Here is a 15,422-nt window from a genome sequence, read left to right as displayed (position 1 = left end):
AAAAAAGCTCCCAACAATCAAACACCGAAGGTGTGCCCGGCGCGTAAACCAAAGCATTCATTTTAACTAAGGAAATCAAAGGATACGGTATGAAATCCCCGAGCAGTGGGAGGACCAAGAAGGGCAAGGAAACAAGGGAGCGAAAGAAGGAGCGTACTCTGTACGTGACGGAAAGAGCGAGCGCAGATGACGCAGTCATTCGCCAGTCATCGCGCTGCGAAAGAGCGCTGATGGTAGTGGGAGCGCCCCCTGTGAGAGTAGGACATCGCTTCGCAATCAGAACCTAATCTTAACGGATTGAATTTTTTATTTATTAAAAACTACTCCAACCTGCCAAACGCCGAAGGAGAATAGTAGTATATAAATAAAAACCTCAACTCCCCAATAGGTAAATCGAGCTCCTTCTAAAGGGCAGTAGCCAGCAAGAAAAAGAACCTATCATAAAACAGGAAGACAGCAATGCACCATAGCTATAAAATAGTGAAACACCTTTGCTTTTTCGTAACAATGCATAAAAATATGGTATGAAACAGTATCTTCACACCATATTTTTACGGGCTATGCTGCTGAAATAATAATTGTCTATAAATAGTTGTTCAATCTAATTAACGAAAACATTAATGTTATAAGTACCTATACGCCATTTATTCATTACTGCAAGGGACGTAAAGCCTTCGATTGATGGATATAGATAAAGGCGTCATATCGGCTGCCGACACGGGAAGGGACGTAATTTCCATACGCCTCGAAGTCTGGATTATAAACAACGCCAATCGCACGGTGGCCGATCCAGTCATTGAACAGCTCCCGGTTCTCCTCTGTAAAAAGCAGGACTTTATCTTCTTCACCGGCTGCACGCAGCTGACCTTCCCATGAGCTTAGTTTAGCAGGAGGAACATCAATGACTTGTAAGGGCTCGCCCCAGCTGTCTGCAGCGATGACTGTACCTTCGTAAGTGCCAAATCCAATGGCGAAAGTATTCTCTTTTCCGTACTGCTCCCTTATCAGCTGGCCGACATTGATCATTTGCTCGTCCTTCATATCTGTTTCTGAGGCATCTCCAATATGGGTATTATGTTCCCAAATAATGATTTTGGCATTCTCTCCATGGTAGTTGATTAATTCATTGATTGCTTCCACCATATGAAGGTCGCGTGTATTCCATGAAATAGCGTCCTGCATCATCTCGCGGTAATAAGCTTCGGCATTTTTTGCGACAAGGGCGTTCATAATTACATTCAAGTCTTCTTCATGCTTGTCAGAGTATTTTTCCTCATTACTGCGCAGGGAGTGTAATAGGCTTGATACTTCGCTGATGCATTCCTCTGTAAAATGAGCAGCGGAAAGGGCATAGTGTTCGGGCATTCTGTTATAAGGTTCAAAGCAGGAGAACGCCTTTCTTGCGTGCTCCAAATCAACATTATACTTTGGATTTTCCGATAAAAAGTTCAATACCTCATCAATAGATTCATAAAGGCTGTATAGGTCAATACCATAAAATCCTACCTTGTTGTTCAGGGATGTATTTTTCTTCTTAAGCCACTCAGTAAATTGTTCGATCTCTTCGTTTGCCCACATCCAAGTCGGCCACCGATGAAATGATTCGGATAGTACCTCTTTTGCTGACCGTTCTTCCTCCCCATAGCCTTTGACATAACGGTTAACTGCCTGTGCAGATGGCCAATCTCCTTCTACTGCAATAACTGTAAAACCTTTTTCCTCAATCAGCTTTTTGGAAAGCTCGGCGCGAAGAGTATAAAAATCCGAAGTGCCATGCGATGCTTCACCGATCATAACAATTCTGGCATCGCCAATTGCCTCTGCCAGCCTGTCCAAACTTTGTTCGTTTAATGGAAGGGAATGCTCTTTAATAGCTGAAATCAATTTCCTTGGCATGCTTTTTGTCCTCTCCTTTCTACCTTTAGCATACCCATGACCTTCTGATGGAAACACGTCAATTAGTATTTCTATGTTCAGAAGGGTAAAACTTTATATTGGGAAATCGTTCAAATTTGTAAAGACAGTAATCTAATTATTAAATGGAAATAGAGAAGGAGAGAGAATAGTAGAAGAGCCGTCACTCCATTCAATAGCTGTCATGCCGATGTGATGATGTGGATAGCTGCTTCATCCACTATTGACTGTCAGTGCAGAAAGGACGGCGCCTACAGCCTGAATCCAACTGCCAACTGTATTAAGCTCCTGTGCTTTTTGACTATTTGGCGGATATTTAATCGAGAACGCCTGATAGCTATTTCCGATTATTTGCAGCACATTCCCAATATTATTTAATACATCATTAACTGTTTGGTCATTTTCCAGATCCAGACTTACTCCGCTGCCTAAAGCTTGGAGGAGATTACCTTGGGTATTCAAAAGCTGGCTTGTCTGTTGATTCTCTACGAAAAATCCTTGAATTGTTATGATATTTCCTACTGCCCCGATTTTATTTCCAACTTGATCAAGATTGTCCTCATTTTCAGGAAGTATACTACTTCCTACTGCCTGGAGAACATTTCCGATTAAATTGAAATCGTTTAGCATGGAGGATGATAAAATATTCGAAGGCGTACTGCCAATGGCGGAGAGTACTGTACCAATCGCTTCAAGCCATGCACTAATCTGCGCTTTATCCATCTTCTTCATTCCAATACAAAGTGTTTGAGCTATAACCTATTATATGAGTTTATGAATTGAGCAATTAGGCCGCTGAATAGACTTTTATGTACGGTAAAAAATAAGATAAAGATAGAGGGATTTTATAGAAGAGGAAGCTAATCTAGTAGAGGTAAAAGATAGAAGAAAACGAATTTTAGTGCTCCTATTTAAAAAGAGAAAATTTCTTCTACCATATTCTGTGCTAATACACACAAACAGATGATTTTGTGATATAGTAAAAGAATGCTGTTGCATAACAAGAATGTTGCAAAATATAGAATATTTCGACTATAAAACACAAAATATATTTCACTTGCCTATTTTATGTTTTTATAGCAATATAGTATCAAGCGTTAAATATGGCAGATTTGTGAAGGCTGTATTTAATGAAATACAGAATAGATTTGGAGAGATCCGAGTATGATTTATGCAAATCCAAATACAGAAGGCGCACTTGTTAATTTTAAAGAGCGTTATGACAACTTTATTGGTGGTGAATGGGTAGCACCGGCAAACGGCGAGTACTTCGACGTGAAATCACCAGTTACAGGTAAAGTATTCACAAAAGCAGCACGTTCAACTGATGCAGACTTAGAAAAAGCGCTAGACGCAGCACACGAAGCTAAAGCAGCGTGGGCACAAACATCTGTATCATACCGTGCACAAATTTTAAATAAAATTGCTGACCGTATGGAACAAAATTTAGAAATGATAGCGGTTGCAGAAACTTGGGATAACGGGAAAGCAGTACGTGAAACATTAAATGCTGATATTCCACTTGCAATCGACCACTTCCGCTATTTTGCAGGCGCAATTCGTGCACAAGAAGGCGGTATTTCTCAAATAGATAATGACACAGTAGCGTATCACTTCCATGAGCCGATCGGGGTAGTAGGACAAATCATTCCTTGGAACTTCCCGTTATTAATGGCTGTATGGAAAATCGCTCCTGCACTTGCAGCAGGTAACACAATCGTGATGAAGCCAGCTGAGCAAACACCAGCTTCATTGCTTGTAGTTATCGAGTTAATCCAAGACATTTTACCAAAAGGCGTATTGAACGTTGTAAACGGCTTCGGGGCAGAAATCGGTAAATCACTTGCAACAAGCCCGCGCATCAACAAAGTAGCATTCACTGGTTCAACAGCTGTTGGCCGTCTAATTATGCAATATGCAACAGAAAACATCATTCCTGTTACATTAGAGCTTGGCGGTAAATCACCGAACATCTTCTTTGAAGACGTGATGGCACAAGATGATGACTTCCTGGATAAAACAATTGAAGGTCTTGTATTATTTGCACTGAACTCAGGTGAAATTTGTACATGTCCATCACGTGCATTAGTACAAGAATCTATCTATGAAAAATTCATGGAGCGTGCATTAGAGCGCATCAAACAAATCAAAATCGGCAACCCGCTTGATACAGAAACAATGATGGGCGCACAAGCTTCAAATGAACAAATGCAAAAAATCTTGTCTTACATCCAGCTTGGACATGAAGAGGGCGCTGAATTATTAATCGGCGGCCACCAAAACAAATTGGAAGGTGACCAAGCAGAAGGCTACTATGTAGCACCAACTGTATTCAAAGGTCATAACAAAATGCGTATCTTCCAAGAAGAAATCTTCGGTCCGGTATTAGCTGTAACAACATTCAAAGACTTTGATGAAGCGATGGAAATCGCCAACGATACAGACTATGGTTTAGGCGCAGGTGTTTGGACACGCAATATCGATATCGCTTACCGTGCAGGCCGTGCTATCCAAGCGGGCCGCGTATGGACAAACACATACCATCAATACCCAGCTCACGCAGCATTCGGCGGCTTCAAGCAATCCGGTATCGGTCGTGAAAACCACTTAATGATGCTAGAACACTATCAACAAACAAAATGTTTACTAGTAAGCTATAACCAAAAACCAATGGGCTTCTTCTAAACCGATGACTGAAAAAATCATCGCAACGAATGAAGCGTTGGCGCTGATCGCTTTACTGCGTGAAAAATACGGTCCAATTGTATTCATCCAATCAGCCGGCTGCTGTGACGGCACAGCGCCGATGTGCTTTTTGGAAGGAGATTTCTATCTGGGAAGCCGCGACAAGCTGATTGGTCATATAGGGGATGTCCCTTACTATATGCACGAATCGATGATGCCGATGTGGGAAGGGATGCAGCTTGTCCTCGGCGTATCGGAAGGAAGAGGCGCCAGCTTCTCCCTTGAGACACGAGAGGATAAAGGCTTTACCCTTGTCGCTAAAAAAATTAAAAACTAAAAATCGCTGTCCCAAAAGTCAAATGGCTTTTGCGGACAGCTTTTTTATGGACTTAACGCCTTTCCAATAAAGAGAATTTATTTCTCAAACCGCACAAATCTTTTTTTGCCAATTTGCAACACTTCATCATTTATAAGGACACGGGAAAGCTCTTCTATAGTTAGTTTCTCTCCATTTAGCGATACGCCGTCTTGTTTCAGTAATCGTACGAACTCGCTTTTGCTTTTCACAAGTCCCATCTCGATCAGCTGAGGAATAACATCCTGCAGCAGCTCCTGGCCGATTTCAATTACCAGGCTTGGAATGTTTTCAGGAATCTCTTTCTTCTGGAAAGCGGTCCTGAAGTAGTGAAGAGCCTCCTTCATTGCTTCCTCCCCATGGTATAGGCGTGTAATGATCTGCGCCAGCTCCAGCTTGATATTACGAGGATTTTCGTTTTGCTGCAGCAGCTCTTTTATGCCATTCACAACAGTTGGGTGTTCGTCCGTTGCCAGTTCGAAGTATTTGATAATCAAAGAATCTGGAACCTCCATTATCTTTTTGAACATTACTTCCGGTGCTTCGTTCACTCCGATATAGTTACCTAGACTTTTACTCATTTTTTCTATGCCGTCGAGCCCTTCAAGAAGCGGCATGAAAATGGCGATTTGCTTTTCCATTCCTACATGCTTCTGCAGTGTACGCCCCATCAGAATATTAAACGTCTGATCTGTTCCGCCGAGCTCGATATCGGCTTTTAGCTCGACTGAATCATATGCCTGCATAAGCGGGTAGAAGAATTCATGGATGCCAATCGGGACTTGGTTTTTATAGCGCTTCTGAAAATCATCGCGCTCCAAAATCCGTGCAACGGACGTTGTTGCCGCTAGTTTGATTACTTCCTCGAACGTCAAGGTCGAAAGCCATTCGCTATTGAAGCGGACCGTCGTCTTTTCCGGGTGGAGTACCTTAAAGATTTGCTCACAATATGTTTTTGCATTTTCCACCACCATTTCATCACTCAAAGCAGTACGTCCTTTTGCTTTGCCGGTCGGATCACCAATACGTCCGGTGAAATCACCAATTACAATGACCGCGTGATGACCAAGGTCCTGCATTTGTTTGATCTTACGCAGCACCACCGCATGACCTAAATGGATATCAGGTGCAGAAGGGTCCAGGCCGAGTTTGATTGTCAGAGGCTTCTGCTCATCATAGGAGCGCTGCAGCTTTACTAATAATTCGGCCTCATCGACCATTTTGTCGGCACCTTTTTTAATGATTTCCAGCTGCTCTTTTGGTACTAAAAACATAAATAACATCTCCTTGTGATATTAAAAAATTTAATATGGCAAGCTCTATAAGAGAAAAACAAAAAACGCCCTTTAGGGAAAACCCTAAAGGACGTGTAGGAACGTGTTACCACCTTTATTCGAGAGCTACTCACATAACTCTCCTCATTCGGTACGGCAAAATGCGATACCTCCTGCATGGATGACGGATGCAACCCCGGCGTAGCCTACTTTATGTTTCGGTACGCAGCTCCAAGATGTATTCATGCTGACTTTCCTTGCGCCTCTCAGCAACCGGCCGCTTTCTGTAAGTTCCATCAACACTACTCGTTCTTTTCATCGCTTTTACTCTTATACTCCGAAATGTTAAAACAAATCTTCGTTATGCAGATATTGTTGTTTATTATAATCCCATTTAAAAATTTGTCAATTAGAAAAATATCCGCTAGTTATCTTGCATGAATAAACAAAAAGAGGATATGTATAGGTCATAGAAAATGCCGGCCACCGGAAGGCTTTGTTTTGATATTCCTCTTTGAACAGATTCAACCTTCTGCCCATTGTATCACTTTCGGGATGCCGCCAGTTTATATATCCATTGGAAAGACCAATAATCCATTAATAATCATAGGCTGAATTATCTTATGAAAACTCGTTTGGATATGAGTATTTTCTCTACTGACGGATAGGAAAAATGATTTTTTTGATATATAAGGTTGGATGATTCTATAGGTATTATTGGATAAAATGGAACAGGAAAAAACAGGAGGAAAAGCGGTTTTATAGAAGTTCCTTATTATGTAATAATATGGTTATTATTTGCCTTGGATGGTCCAGCGCCGTTCAAGGTTTTCTTGTGTTAAAGAGAAAGCAGTATGTAGGAAATGATGCCGGAAGACTGTGGAAATACTTCCAGACGAATTGGAGTGGGTGATATAATGAAAGTAGTGGATGTCGATCATCTCCAAGATGGATTGACCCGTAACATAAACCGAATGAACCGGCTGGAAAAGGAAATAACCGCCATCCAGAAGGCAGTAGAGGAACTGACGGCCATGGAGGATGCGCTGAAAGGGCAAGGCGGTCAGGCAATCCGTGACTTCTACACATCCTGCCATCTTCCTTTTCTTCAGTATTTCCTGACGTTTAAGGAAGAATTCAATACGGTTCTCCAGCAGACACAACAGGCGCTTTCGTCATTAGAGCCGGTAGATGATGGGCATATCGTAGAGGAGTTCCTTGAGACGAAAGTAGAGGAAGGACTCACAGCGAGCGCTGATATCACGACTGCGCTGACAGACGAAGCGAATGCCATTATGGACGAGGTGGCCGATATTGTCGGCCTGCCGAAGCTCGATGATACGCTTGTTCATGAAAGTATCGCCGATGCGAAAACAAAGCGGGACGATACGGTAGAAGCGCTACATACATTTGATAGCACGCAGACGGCACAGCTTGTGTCCATAGAAGAGAGCATCATATCGATGAAGGACTGGGTAAAAGACGTGGAGGGGCTGTTTAAGGAAGGGCTGACGGATGTCAATTTCCCGGCAGATCAATGGACATCCATGGCTGTTGGCAGCGCCATTACCAAGCAGCTGACAGCTATGGGCATGGCGGTCGGTAACATTCTGGGCAAAAACGAAGCAGCCTCCTTTATCGAACAAGCGGTCAGTAAAGAGGTTGTCATCGATGAATATAATGATATCGATGAAGTGAGCGATATTGCAGGCACCTACTATACGCTTGCAGATGGACGGATTCTCCGGGAATTTTATGGGCCTTCCGGTACGCTGACCTATACCTTTGTGGAGCGCATCCCGAAAGAGAAAATTGGCGGAGCGATCGAATCAGGAGAGAAGTTTTTTAGCTGGATGTCGACAATCGCTGACTTTGTACCTTTCGTATCGAATGCTAAGGCGGGAATCGAAGGCTTCTTCGGTGTCAATCCAATTACCGGCGATAAGATCAGTGGGCTGGAGCAAGGGATTGCATTGACGGCCATCGTAGGCGGGCCGCTTATCAAATTAGGAGCTAAGGTAGGCAAAGGCGCCATTAACATGGGGAAAGGAGTAGTGGGACAAGTAAAGAATGTCCTTCATCCAGACAAGGTGAAAGAAGCTGCCAAGAAAGTGTACGACGATTATATCAAGTCTCCACTGCAGAAGGGGTATACGTACTTTAAAAATTATACGAAAAAATTAGGGGATGTAAAAACACCTCTTACGTATGAAGCAGCGACACCGCTAGGCAGCATAAAAGTCCCGAAGACAGTAAGTGAGGTCACACAGGACTTAAAGAAAGCCACTGTTCAGATGGCGAAGAAGCTGGATGAGAAGATTGGTGGTAAGGGTGCGGGTAATAGTAGGTTACCTGATCATATGTTAGGGAAAAATGATGCTGACCCATTTAGAGATATATATGGTCCAGGACGTCTCTCACATCCTGAAGAATGGGAAAGTATTATTAAGAAAACAAAGGAAGCAGGGGTAGAAGTAAGAATATTAGATCGTGATATTATGGCGTACGCACCAAAAGGAAATGGTCCGGGGCAATTAAATATTTATGAAAATGCATCAATAAGTGCTTTGAGACATGAGTATCAACATTTTTTAGATGATATGTCAAAAGGGTATCCAAAATTGGAAGTTACCTATGAGTTCAAGAATAGAATTATAATGGAGCTAAGAGCGTATATGGTTGAAATCAAAGAAGCTGAAAGGATTGGTAACAAGGCTCTTGCTGAACAACTGTGGAACAACTATAGGGCAGAAAGACAGTATTTGATAGATGCATTTGGTCCTATAAATGAATAAAGGGAGGCGATGAGAAATGAAACCTTTAAGTTTATCAAGGGAAATTAGAGAGGGAAAACTAAACGACCTAGAGATTATTAAATGTTTGGATATTCACCATAACCAAGTATTGGTTAGTGCTATAGATCAAATTGTCAGTAGAAAATTATGTAATGAGAAAATTATATCGAGGTTAGTAGAGATTAGTGAATTTAGAGACCCGAAAGTAAATAAACTTTTCGGTATTGATACAATAGGCCATTATAGCATTGCGGCACTTGGGACTATAAACACGCCTGAATCGAAATTGAAATATGAAGAATTAATGACTAATCTTGATGAGTGGGACAAAGAAATTGTGATAAGAATAGTTAATAACATGAATAATTGAACTAATGGTAATAGTGAGGTCGTGTATAATGTTATATCCCCCCTCAAATTATAAAGGGAGGTATAAAAAATGTTTGAAGACAAAGTCAGAGCAATCTTAGGTGTACGAGCATTACTAGAGGATAACTCAATCCAAGAATTGAACAAAGATGGGAAGAGTTAATTATATTATTAAGCGGAGATGAAATCTTGACTCTGAATTTTTGCAGGTTTGTATAAAAACAGAACTTTCATTTTTAAGCGAGGTTTTTGAAGAAGTGGCCTAATTTGCAAAGTAAAAAGTATACTGGATTACTATATTGCTTAGATCAAAGATACCCAGACTTAAATTTAAAGAGAAGTATACAGATTACCGAGAAACACATGGATTAAATTTAGGGTATCAAAGTTTTTGAAACTAAAAGTTGATGCGAAAAAATATTTAATTTAAACTAATTATTTCTTTCGAAGAAACAAATAATGTTATTTTGTATCAAGAGAGATTTATTTTGATTACCAAATAAACCTTGATTGGCTAATCACCTTTCAAGGTTTTTATTATGGTTAAAATAATAAGATTCTAGGGTCAAAATCATAATATATAATAGACAGTATATCCCACACAGCAGGACAGCGGCATCACTGTGCATAGGCCATCCTTGCTGGTCAAAGCCAACGACACGATCACCTTTGCCGGAAAACGTGTGTCCATGAGTGCAGCAGAGTCGATGCGTTTTACATGCGACTCAAGCAGTCTAGTGTTTGATGGCAATACCGATATTCAGGGACAGGTAGTGACGATGGATGGCTCCATTAAAGCCCCTGTATCTGTCGCTGCGCAAGAAGAGGAAGCAGACCTGGAGGCAGCCCTAGACGTCATGGGGATGATCCCTGTTGGTGGGGATGATGTCTAATGGGTCTATTAGGATTAGCAGGAAGCTTACTAGGGATGATTCCGAAAGTAGGCTCCCCAGGTGGAAAGAAAAAAGGAAAGAGCGCTAAGAAATCCTCCAAAAAAAAGAGCTCCACGAAGAAAAAACAACGGAAGTCCAATAAAAAGAAGAAAAAGAAAAAACGCAAGAAGAAAAAGAAGAAGTGGGGTAAATTCTTTACCAAGGCACGGAAGCTAAAAAATAGTTTATCCAAGAGTAAATTGGTTAAACGGGCGAAAAAGGCAATTAAAAAAGCTTTCCTGATCACGAAAAAGGTTGTGAAAAAAACAAAGGCGGCTGTTTCGAAGGCCAAGCAACAGGTAAAGGCCGCTGTCAAACAGACGAAGCAGGTCGTCAAGAAACAAGTACTACCAGCGATGAAAAAAGCTGCACAAGCAACGACCAAAGCAGTGAAAAATGCTGTAAAACCTAAAAATCTATTAAATACGCTCCAAACGGGCTTAGATATAGTCGGGATGGTCCCCGTTGTAGGAGAAGTAGCAGATGGCGTGAATGGTATTATTTATGCGGCAAGAGGTGACAAGGTCAATGCGGCCCTTTCCTTTGGCGCTATGATTCCAGTAGTGGGCAATGCAGCAACAGCTGGAAAATGGGTCAATAAAGGTGCGAAGGCAGCGAAGGGTATCAGTGAAAGTGCTCAAAAAGCGAATAAAGGTCTTTTAGGCAATGTAAAAGAAAAAGTCAACAAGCAAGTCTCAAATGTAAAAACGCAGATCCAAGCCAAAGTAGACGAAGTCAAACAACAGCTGCGTCAGCTGCGATCACCAGAGATGGAGTTAGCAGGAGCAGGTGTAAACGTCAGACGCATAGAGGATACAGGGACAGTTGGAAGAAACACAACAACTCCAAGTCCGAAGCCATCTAATTCCCAACCACCACAAAATGGCTCGAATAAAAAGCCTGATGAGAATAAGGGTACGGGTAATGCTTTAAAGAGTATTAGAGGTTTAGATGATATATTAGATGACCCAAGTAAGTTAAAAGGAGTTAAGCCTGATGAGCTTCATAAATATCTAAAAGATAATGGATATAATCCACAACCACTAAGTGGAGGTTCATTAAAAGGAAAGACTTTTGAAGTTGGTGGTGGATTTAAGGTTAATTGGGGTGGTGACAGGATATTACAATATCATCCTGGGAGTAGACACCATGGTGGAGTTCCATATTGGAAGTTATCTTCAGGTAAAACTGGAACAAATCGTTATGACATGCAAGGGAATTTTATTAAATAATTCATAAGGATGAGATTATGGAACTAAAGAAAAAAATCGAAGAGATATTTCAGGAATTGAGTTTTGAAAAAGTTAGTGTGAATGGTATCCCACTATTTTCACAGGGTGGCATTTATTATAAAGTAACCTTTGTTAAAGGATTAAAATCGTACGTTATCGAATTTGCCAATAGTTATAATGAAGCGGTTAATAATGTTTTTGAAGATGGTGACTTATATCCGATTTCAATGAGTGAAGATGAATTAATTGATAAACTACGTGATGACTTAATTAATTATTATATTAATTAGTATTTTTATTTGACCTTGATTGGCTCCCAAGCCTTTCAAGGTTTTTACTTTAATTTATATTAAATCAGCTGATATTTGTGTGAGACAATAAGAAAATGATTTGTTTGAGAATCGAGAGCTCATGAAGACTGGACCATCAAGGAGTACTATGTAAACAGTTGTCTAGGAAGAAAAGTGTGAGAATTAGGCGAGATGACATTTTACATGCAGGAGGTAGTTTTCGAAGGAAGGGATTACCTATGAAGGTATGCGGAAGGTGCTGGGCGGTAATGGCCAGAGTACACCGGACAGGCTTGCGCCATATGCCATGGCCGCGTATGATTTCTTTACAGAGGATATTAAACCTATACTGGATTCGGAGAATACCGCAGTTGAAAAATCAATGGTTATCTGGTTCACCTTCTTTAAGCATACGAAGCTATTGGATAAGGCAGGGGACGTTGCAGGTGCTGCGAGGGATGCAGGTAAGGCGGTAGATAAGGGTACGGGTAATACTAATCTGACTGAACCTTCATTACCTAATGGGAGTAAGCCAAAAGGAGAATACACAAAGGGTGATTCACCTGGTGTTAAGAAAGAGAATGAAACAGCAGATTTCTTGGCAAATAAGGGCTATGAAATAAAAATATTAAATGAAATAAATGGCGGTAATGGTCACGGTATAAAAGCAACATCTAATCCAGATTTTCTCATTGAAGGCAAAGTATTTGATTGTTATGCTCCAACACCAAATACGAAGACAGATAATGTCCTTAGGACCATAACAAGTAAAACAAAAACACAGGCAGAAAGAATTGTTCTTAATGTGGATAATTTTCCACCTGAGAAAATTCTTGAAATTACTGAAGGTATTCAAAGAAAAGCTAATCCAAATGGAGATTTGAAAAACTTAAAAGAATTACTTATTGTGAACGACGGAAAAATTACACGAGTATTTGGAGAGGAGAAATAAATGGATTACGAATTGTTTTTAAGCTCTAATTTAAGTTGTAAATCCCTGGCGGAAATTATTCGAAGTATAATAGTTGAATCTTTGAACGAAGAGATAACTGTTCACATTAGTGAAGAAGAAATAGTTATTGGGATTAAGTATTTTTCATTAGCTCTAGAAATTGAGGATATATCTGACATAGCTTTTATTAGAAGGCATTACGATTTAGATGTAAATGTATGCATTAGAGTTCAATTATTTGGTAACACTTTCTATCAAGGAATAGAAGTTTTGTTTAAAGTTATTGGGAATCTTATGAGACAAGTTGGCGGAAATCTATTGTTTTTAGAAAACGGTTCGGATCAATTACTTAGAAAAGAGAATGGTCAGTTAATTGTCAATAGTGATTTAGATCAATACCAGGTAAAATATTTAACCAAGAGTTTGCTTAGTTTTCTTGAACATTCTTACATTAAAGAAAAATTGCCAAACTAGGCATTTGGTTATTATAAACGAATAAAACCATTATAGTTATGGAAGAAATTAACATCTAACTAAAAGTTAGAGCAGTCTTAGGTGCACGAGCATTACTAGATGATAATGACCTAAGAATTGAGCAGTAATAGGAAGAGTTAATTGTTTTACTAAGTAAAGATGAAAACTTGACTTTGAGTTTTTTAAAGGTTTGTACAAAAAAACAGAACTTTTATTTTTAAGTGAAGTTGTTGAAGAAGTGGCTTATAATTTACAAAGTAAAAAGTATATTGAATTAATATATTGCCTAGATCAAAGATACCTAGATTTAAACTTAAAGAGAAGTACACGAATTGCTGAGGAGTACATGGATTAAATTTGAGATATCAAAGTTTTGAATCCAAAAGTTTATGCGAAAAAATACTTTACTTAGACTAATTACTTCTTTAGAAGAAACAAATAATGATATTTTGTATCAAGAGAGATTAATCCTGATTTCCAAGCAAACACCTTGATTGGCTAAATGTCTTTCAAGGTTTTTACTTTAATTTATATTAAAACAGTTGATAATTGAGTGAGACAATAAGAAAATGTTTTGTTTGAGAATCGAGAGCTCATGATGATAGTACCATCATGGATTTTGGTTTTAATACTCGGATAGAATGACAAATACGATAGATAGGCGAGATGATATTCTACAAGGTAGGGGTACATATGACACGGAATAGCTAACAAACTAACGAGAGCGTACATGCTCGTGGCGATAAACAATGGATAAGGTGAAAGAGCGTTCTTTTAATGACTTTGGCTTATTAATTTTAGGTTGTATTTTTACTAGAGACGGTCGTATAATACTTGCTATTCGTTTAAAAAACGATATCGAAATTACAATTTACGTAATGGAAGGGTGTAAATGTTCGACGTTGACGTGACATAGTAGCACGCTCTCTCAAGTTTATAGTCTAAGTTTACAGGCCCTTATTTTATCTGTCCAACTTAGTGTAGCCTATCTAATACAACCAATAATACTAAATGGGATGTTTTTCGTATTGTATCTGAATGGACATACATCCCCAAAGAAAGAGGCATTTAAAGTAAGTAATAGAATGAAAGGTATTAATAAAGAACTTGAAAAAATTATAATGTAATTGTGGATGTACGGGACATGATTACCGAACATGGGGAGCAATTAAAATAGGCAATAGAGAAAGCTGGAGTATCAAATGGTGTTATTTGGTATTCATAAGGGAGGTTAATATGATAGCTGATATGAGAGAAGTTATCGTTCAATTAGAGTTACACCGTCTTTGGATTAAAACTATTGGGAATCAAGGAGAAAAGCTAGGTATCGATGAGATTGATTTGCGAAATGTGGATCTGTCCCATTATCCACTAAACCAAGCGTATATAACAGATTGTATCTTTGATGGCATGGATTTAAATAACAAGGATTTCTCGGCATCTTTACTATGTTCATCAACTTTTATATCTGCAAATTTAGAAGAAGCAGACTTTTGTAAATCTAATGTCTCGTATGTAGACTTCACAAATGCCAATATTAAAGCTGCCAGACTTGCTGATAGTGAATGTATTGAAACAGTTTTTGTTAAAGCTAATCTATCAGAAGCTAATTTAGTAGCAGGTCTTTTTGATGAGGCGGATTTTCGTAATGCAAACCTTCAAAATGTAGACGTAAGCGAATCGACGTTTGAAAAAGTATTGCTAAAAGGAGCTAAACTAACAGGGGTTCGAGGGTTAGAAGAGGCTTTTATTAAAAGTATTAATATTGGGACGCCAGAACGACCAAATATTCTAATAGGTGAAGAAGCTAGAAAATGGTTAGAAGTGATGAGCAATTGAAATAAGAGCAAAATAACTTTTTAAATATATTAATTATAACCTTGATTGGCTTTAAGCCTTTCAAGGTTTTTTGTTTTAATTTATGTGTAAGCAGCTGATATTTCAGCGAGACATCAAGAAAATGGTATATTTGAGAATCAAGAGCTCCTGATGATAATACCCTTAAGAGGTTTAATTTTCATATGGAGCTAGAAGAAAAATATGAGTAATTGAAGAGAGAACATCTTAGGGAGTTATGAGTAGGAGTAGCAAAAAGTTAACGAGTATGAGAAATTTATTGGGAATAAATGGTATGGCACATCAAAAGATTC

At 39.4% G+C, this 15,422-nt stretch carries 14 protein-coding genes and 1 other annotated feature; of the genes, 11 read left to right on the top strand and 3 right to left on the bottom strand.

The window, feature by feature from the left end; genetic code table 11:
* Positions 1-651: 651 nt before the first annotated feature.
* Positions 652-1,896: an erythromycin esterase family protein gene (locus BOD01S_RS12225; RefSeq protein ID WP_036150229.1), complete on the bottom strand. Its 1,245-nt coding sequence runs from the start codon at positions 1,894-1,896 to the stop codon at positions 652-654.
* 231 nt (positions 1,897-2,127) lie between these two features.
* Complete coding sequence (locus BOD01S_RS12220) at positions 2,128-2,646, bottom strand: DUF6944 family repetitive protein (protein WP_156116993.1); 519 nt, start codon at positions 2,644-2,646, stop codon at positions 2,128-2,130.
* Between the two features lie 432 nt (positions 2,647-3,078).
* Between BOD01S_RS12220 and exaC the strand changes: the two genes are divergently transcribed.
* The gene (gene exaC, locus BOD01S_RS12215; protein WP_036150228.1) at positions 3,079-4,599 is read left to right on the top strand and encodes an acetaldehyde dehydrogenase ExaC; all 1,521 of its coding nucleotides are present in this window, start codon (positions 3,079-3,081) and stop codon (positions 4,597-4,599) included.
* 4 nt (positions 4,600-4,603) lie between these two features.
* Positions 4,604-4,936, top strand: coding sequence for a DUF779 domain-containing protein (locus tag BOD01S_RS12210; protein WP_036150226.1), 333 nt, complete (start codon positions 4,604-4,606; stop codon positions 4,934-4,936).
* Between the two features lie 77 nt (positions 4,937-5,013).
* Here BOD01S_RS12210 and tyrS read toward each other — a convergent pair whose 3' ends face one another.
* The gene (gene tyrS / locus BOD01S_RS12205) at positions 5,014-6,228 is read right to left on the bottom strand and encodes a tyrosine--tRNA ligase (protein ID WP_036150225.1); all 1,215 of its coding nucleotides are present in this window, start codon (positions 6,226-6,228) and stop codon (positions 5,014-5,016) included.
* 84 nt (positions 6,229-6,312) lie between these two features.
* Positions 6,313-6,556: a binding site (T-box leader), on the bottom strand.
* A 459-nt stretch (positions 6,557-7,015) separates the two neighbouring features.
* Here tyrS and BOD01S_RS23845 point away from each other — a divergent pair.
* From BOD01S_RS23845 to BOD01S_RS12165, 9 genes are all read left to right on the top strand, one after another.
* The gene (locus BOD01S_RS23845) at positions 7,016-7,141 is read left to right on the top strand and encodes a hypothetical protein (protein ID WP_280520960.1); all 126 of its coding nucleotides are present in this window, start codon (positions 7,016-7,018) and stop codon (positions 7,139-7,141) included.
* Between the two features lie 4 nt (positions 7,142-7,145).
* Complete coding sequence (locus BOD01S_RS22610) at positions 7,146-9,023, top strand: T7SS effector LXG polymorphic toxin (protein ID WP_158212496.1); 1,878 nt, start codon at positions 7,146-7,148, stop codon at positions 9,021-9,023.
* 16 nt (positions 9,024-9,039) lie between these two features.
* On the top strand, positions 9,040-9,393 hold the full coding sequence (locus tag BOD01S_RS12195) for a hypothetical protein (protein ID WP_036150223.1): 354 nt from the start codon (positions 9,040-9,042) through the stop codon (positions 9,391-9,393).
* Positions 9,394-10,030: 637 nt separating this feature from the next.
* The gene (locus BOD01S_RS12190; protein WP_244887313.1) at positions 10,031-10,285 is read left to right on the top strand and encodes a hypothetical protein; all 255 of its coding nucleotides are present in this window, start codon (positions 10,031-10,033) and stop codon (positions 10,283-10,285) included.
* Positions 10,285-11,556, top strand: a complete 1,272-nt coding sequence (locus tag BOD01S_RS23550) for a hypothetical protein (protein ID WP_052124658.1) — start codon at positions 10,285-10,287, stop codon at positions 11,554-11,556. The genes BOD01S_RS12190 and BOD01S_RS23550 overlap by 1 nt, the downstream gene beginning before the upstream one ends.
* 17 nt (positions 11,557-11,573) lie before the next feature.
* Positions 11,574-11,846 (top strand): hypothetical protein, encoded by a 273-nt coding sequence (locus BOD01S_RS12180; protein WP_036150220.1) that lies wholly within the window; start codon positions 11,574-11,576, stop codon positions 11,844-11,846.
* A 256-nt stretch (positions 11,847-12,102) separates the two neighbouring features.
* Complete coding sequence (locus BOD01S_RS12175) at positions 12,103-12,798, top strand: CdiA C-terminal domain-containing protein (protein ID WP_244887312.1); 696 nt, start codon at positions 12,103-12,105, stop codon at positions 12,796-12,798.
* Positions 12,799-13,272 (top strand): hypothetical protein, encoded by a 474-nt coding sequence (locus BOD01S_RS12170; RefSeq protein ID WP_036150091.1) that lies wholly within the window; start codon positions 12,799-12,801, stop codon positions 13,270-13,272. It abuts the gene before it with no gap.
* A 1,236-nt stretch (positions 13,273-14,508) separates the two neighbouring features.
* The gene (locus BOD01S_RS12165) at positions 14,509-15,111 is read left to right on the top strand and encodes a pentapeptide repeat-containing protein (protein ID WP_052124651.1); all 603 of its coding nucleotides are present in this window, start codon (positions 14,509-14,511) and stop codon (positions 15,109-15,111) included.
* The last annotated feature ends 311 nt before the right edge of the window (positions 15,112-15,422 follow it).

It is taken from the genome of Lysinibacillus odysseyi 34hs-1 = NBRC 100172 (genome assembly GCF_001591965.1).
In the GTDB taxonomy this organism is placed as follows: domain Bacteria; phylum Bacillota; class Bacilli; order Bacillales_A; family Planococcaceae; genus Lysinibacillus_B; species Lysinibacillus_B odysseyi.
The sequence above is the reverse complement of the archived record's forward strand: the minus strand, read 5'-3'. Positions and strand labels throughout refer to the sequence as shown.

What these genes read in the sequence shown, in the direction of transcription:
- BOD01S_RS12225 (WP_036150229.1), bottom strand. Translation starts at nt 1,896, where the DNA reads ATGCCAAGGAAATTGATTTCAGCTATTAAAGAGCATTCCCTTCCATTA.
- tyrS (WP_036150225.1), bottom strand. Translation starts at nt 6,228, where the DNA reads ATGTTTTTAGTACCAAAAGAGCAGCTGGAAATCATTAAAAAAGGTGCC.
- BOD01S_RS12165 (WP_052124651.1), top strand. Translation starts at nt 14,509, where the DNA reads ATGATAGCTGATATGAGAGAAGTTATCGTTCAATTAGAGTTACACCGT.
- BOD01S_RS12195 (WP_036150223.1), top strand. Translation starts at nt 9,040, where the DNA reads ATGAAACCTTTAAGTTTATCAAGGGAAATTAGAGAGGGAAAACTAAAC.
- BOD01S_RS12210 (WP_036150226.1), top strand. Translation starts at nt 4,604, where the DNA reads ATGACTGAAAAAATCATCGCAACGAATGAAGCGTTGGCGCTGATCGCT.
- BOD01S_RS12180 (WP_036150220.1), top strand. Translation starts at nt 11,574, where the DNA reads ATGGAACTAAAGAAAAAAATCGAAGAGATATTTCAGGAATTGAGTTTT.
- BOD01S_RS12220 (WP_156116993.1), bottom strand. Translation starts at nt 2,646, where the DNA reads ATGAAGAAGATGGATAAAGCGCAGATTAGTGCATGGCTTGAAGCGATT.
- BOD01S_RS12170 (WP_036150091.1), top strand. Translation starts at nt 12,799, where the DNA reads ATGGATTACGAATTGTTTTTAAGCTCTAATTTAAGTTGTAAATCCCTG.
- BOD01S_RS22610 (WP_158212496.1), top strand. Translation starts at nt 7,146, where the DNA reads ATGAAAGTAGTGGATGTCGATCATCTCCAAGATGGATTGACCCGTAAC.
- BOD01S_RS23845 (WP_280520960.1), top strand. Translation starts at nt 7,016, where the DNA reads ATGGTTATTATTTGCCTTGGATGGTCCAGCGCCGTTCAAGGTTTTCTT.
- BOD01S_RS23550 (WP_052124658.1), top strand. Translation starts at nt 10,285, where the DNA reads ATGGGTCTATTAGGATTAGCAGGAAGCTTACTAGGGATGATTCCGAAA.
- exaC (WP_036150228.1), top strand. Translation starts at nt 3,079, where the DNA reads ATGATTTATGCAAATCCAAATACAGAAGGCGCACTTGTTAATTTTAAA.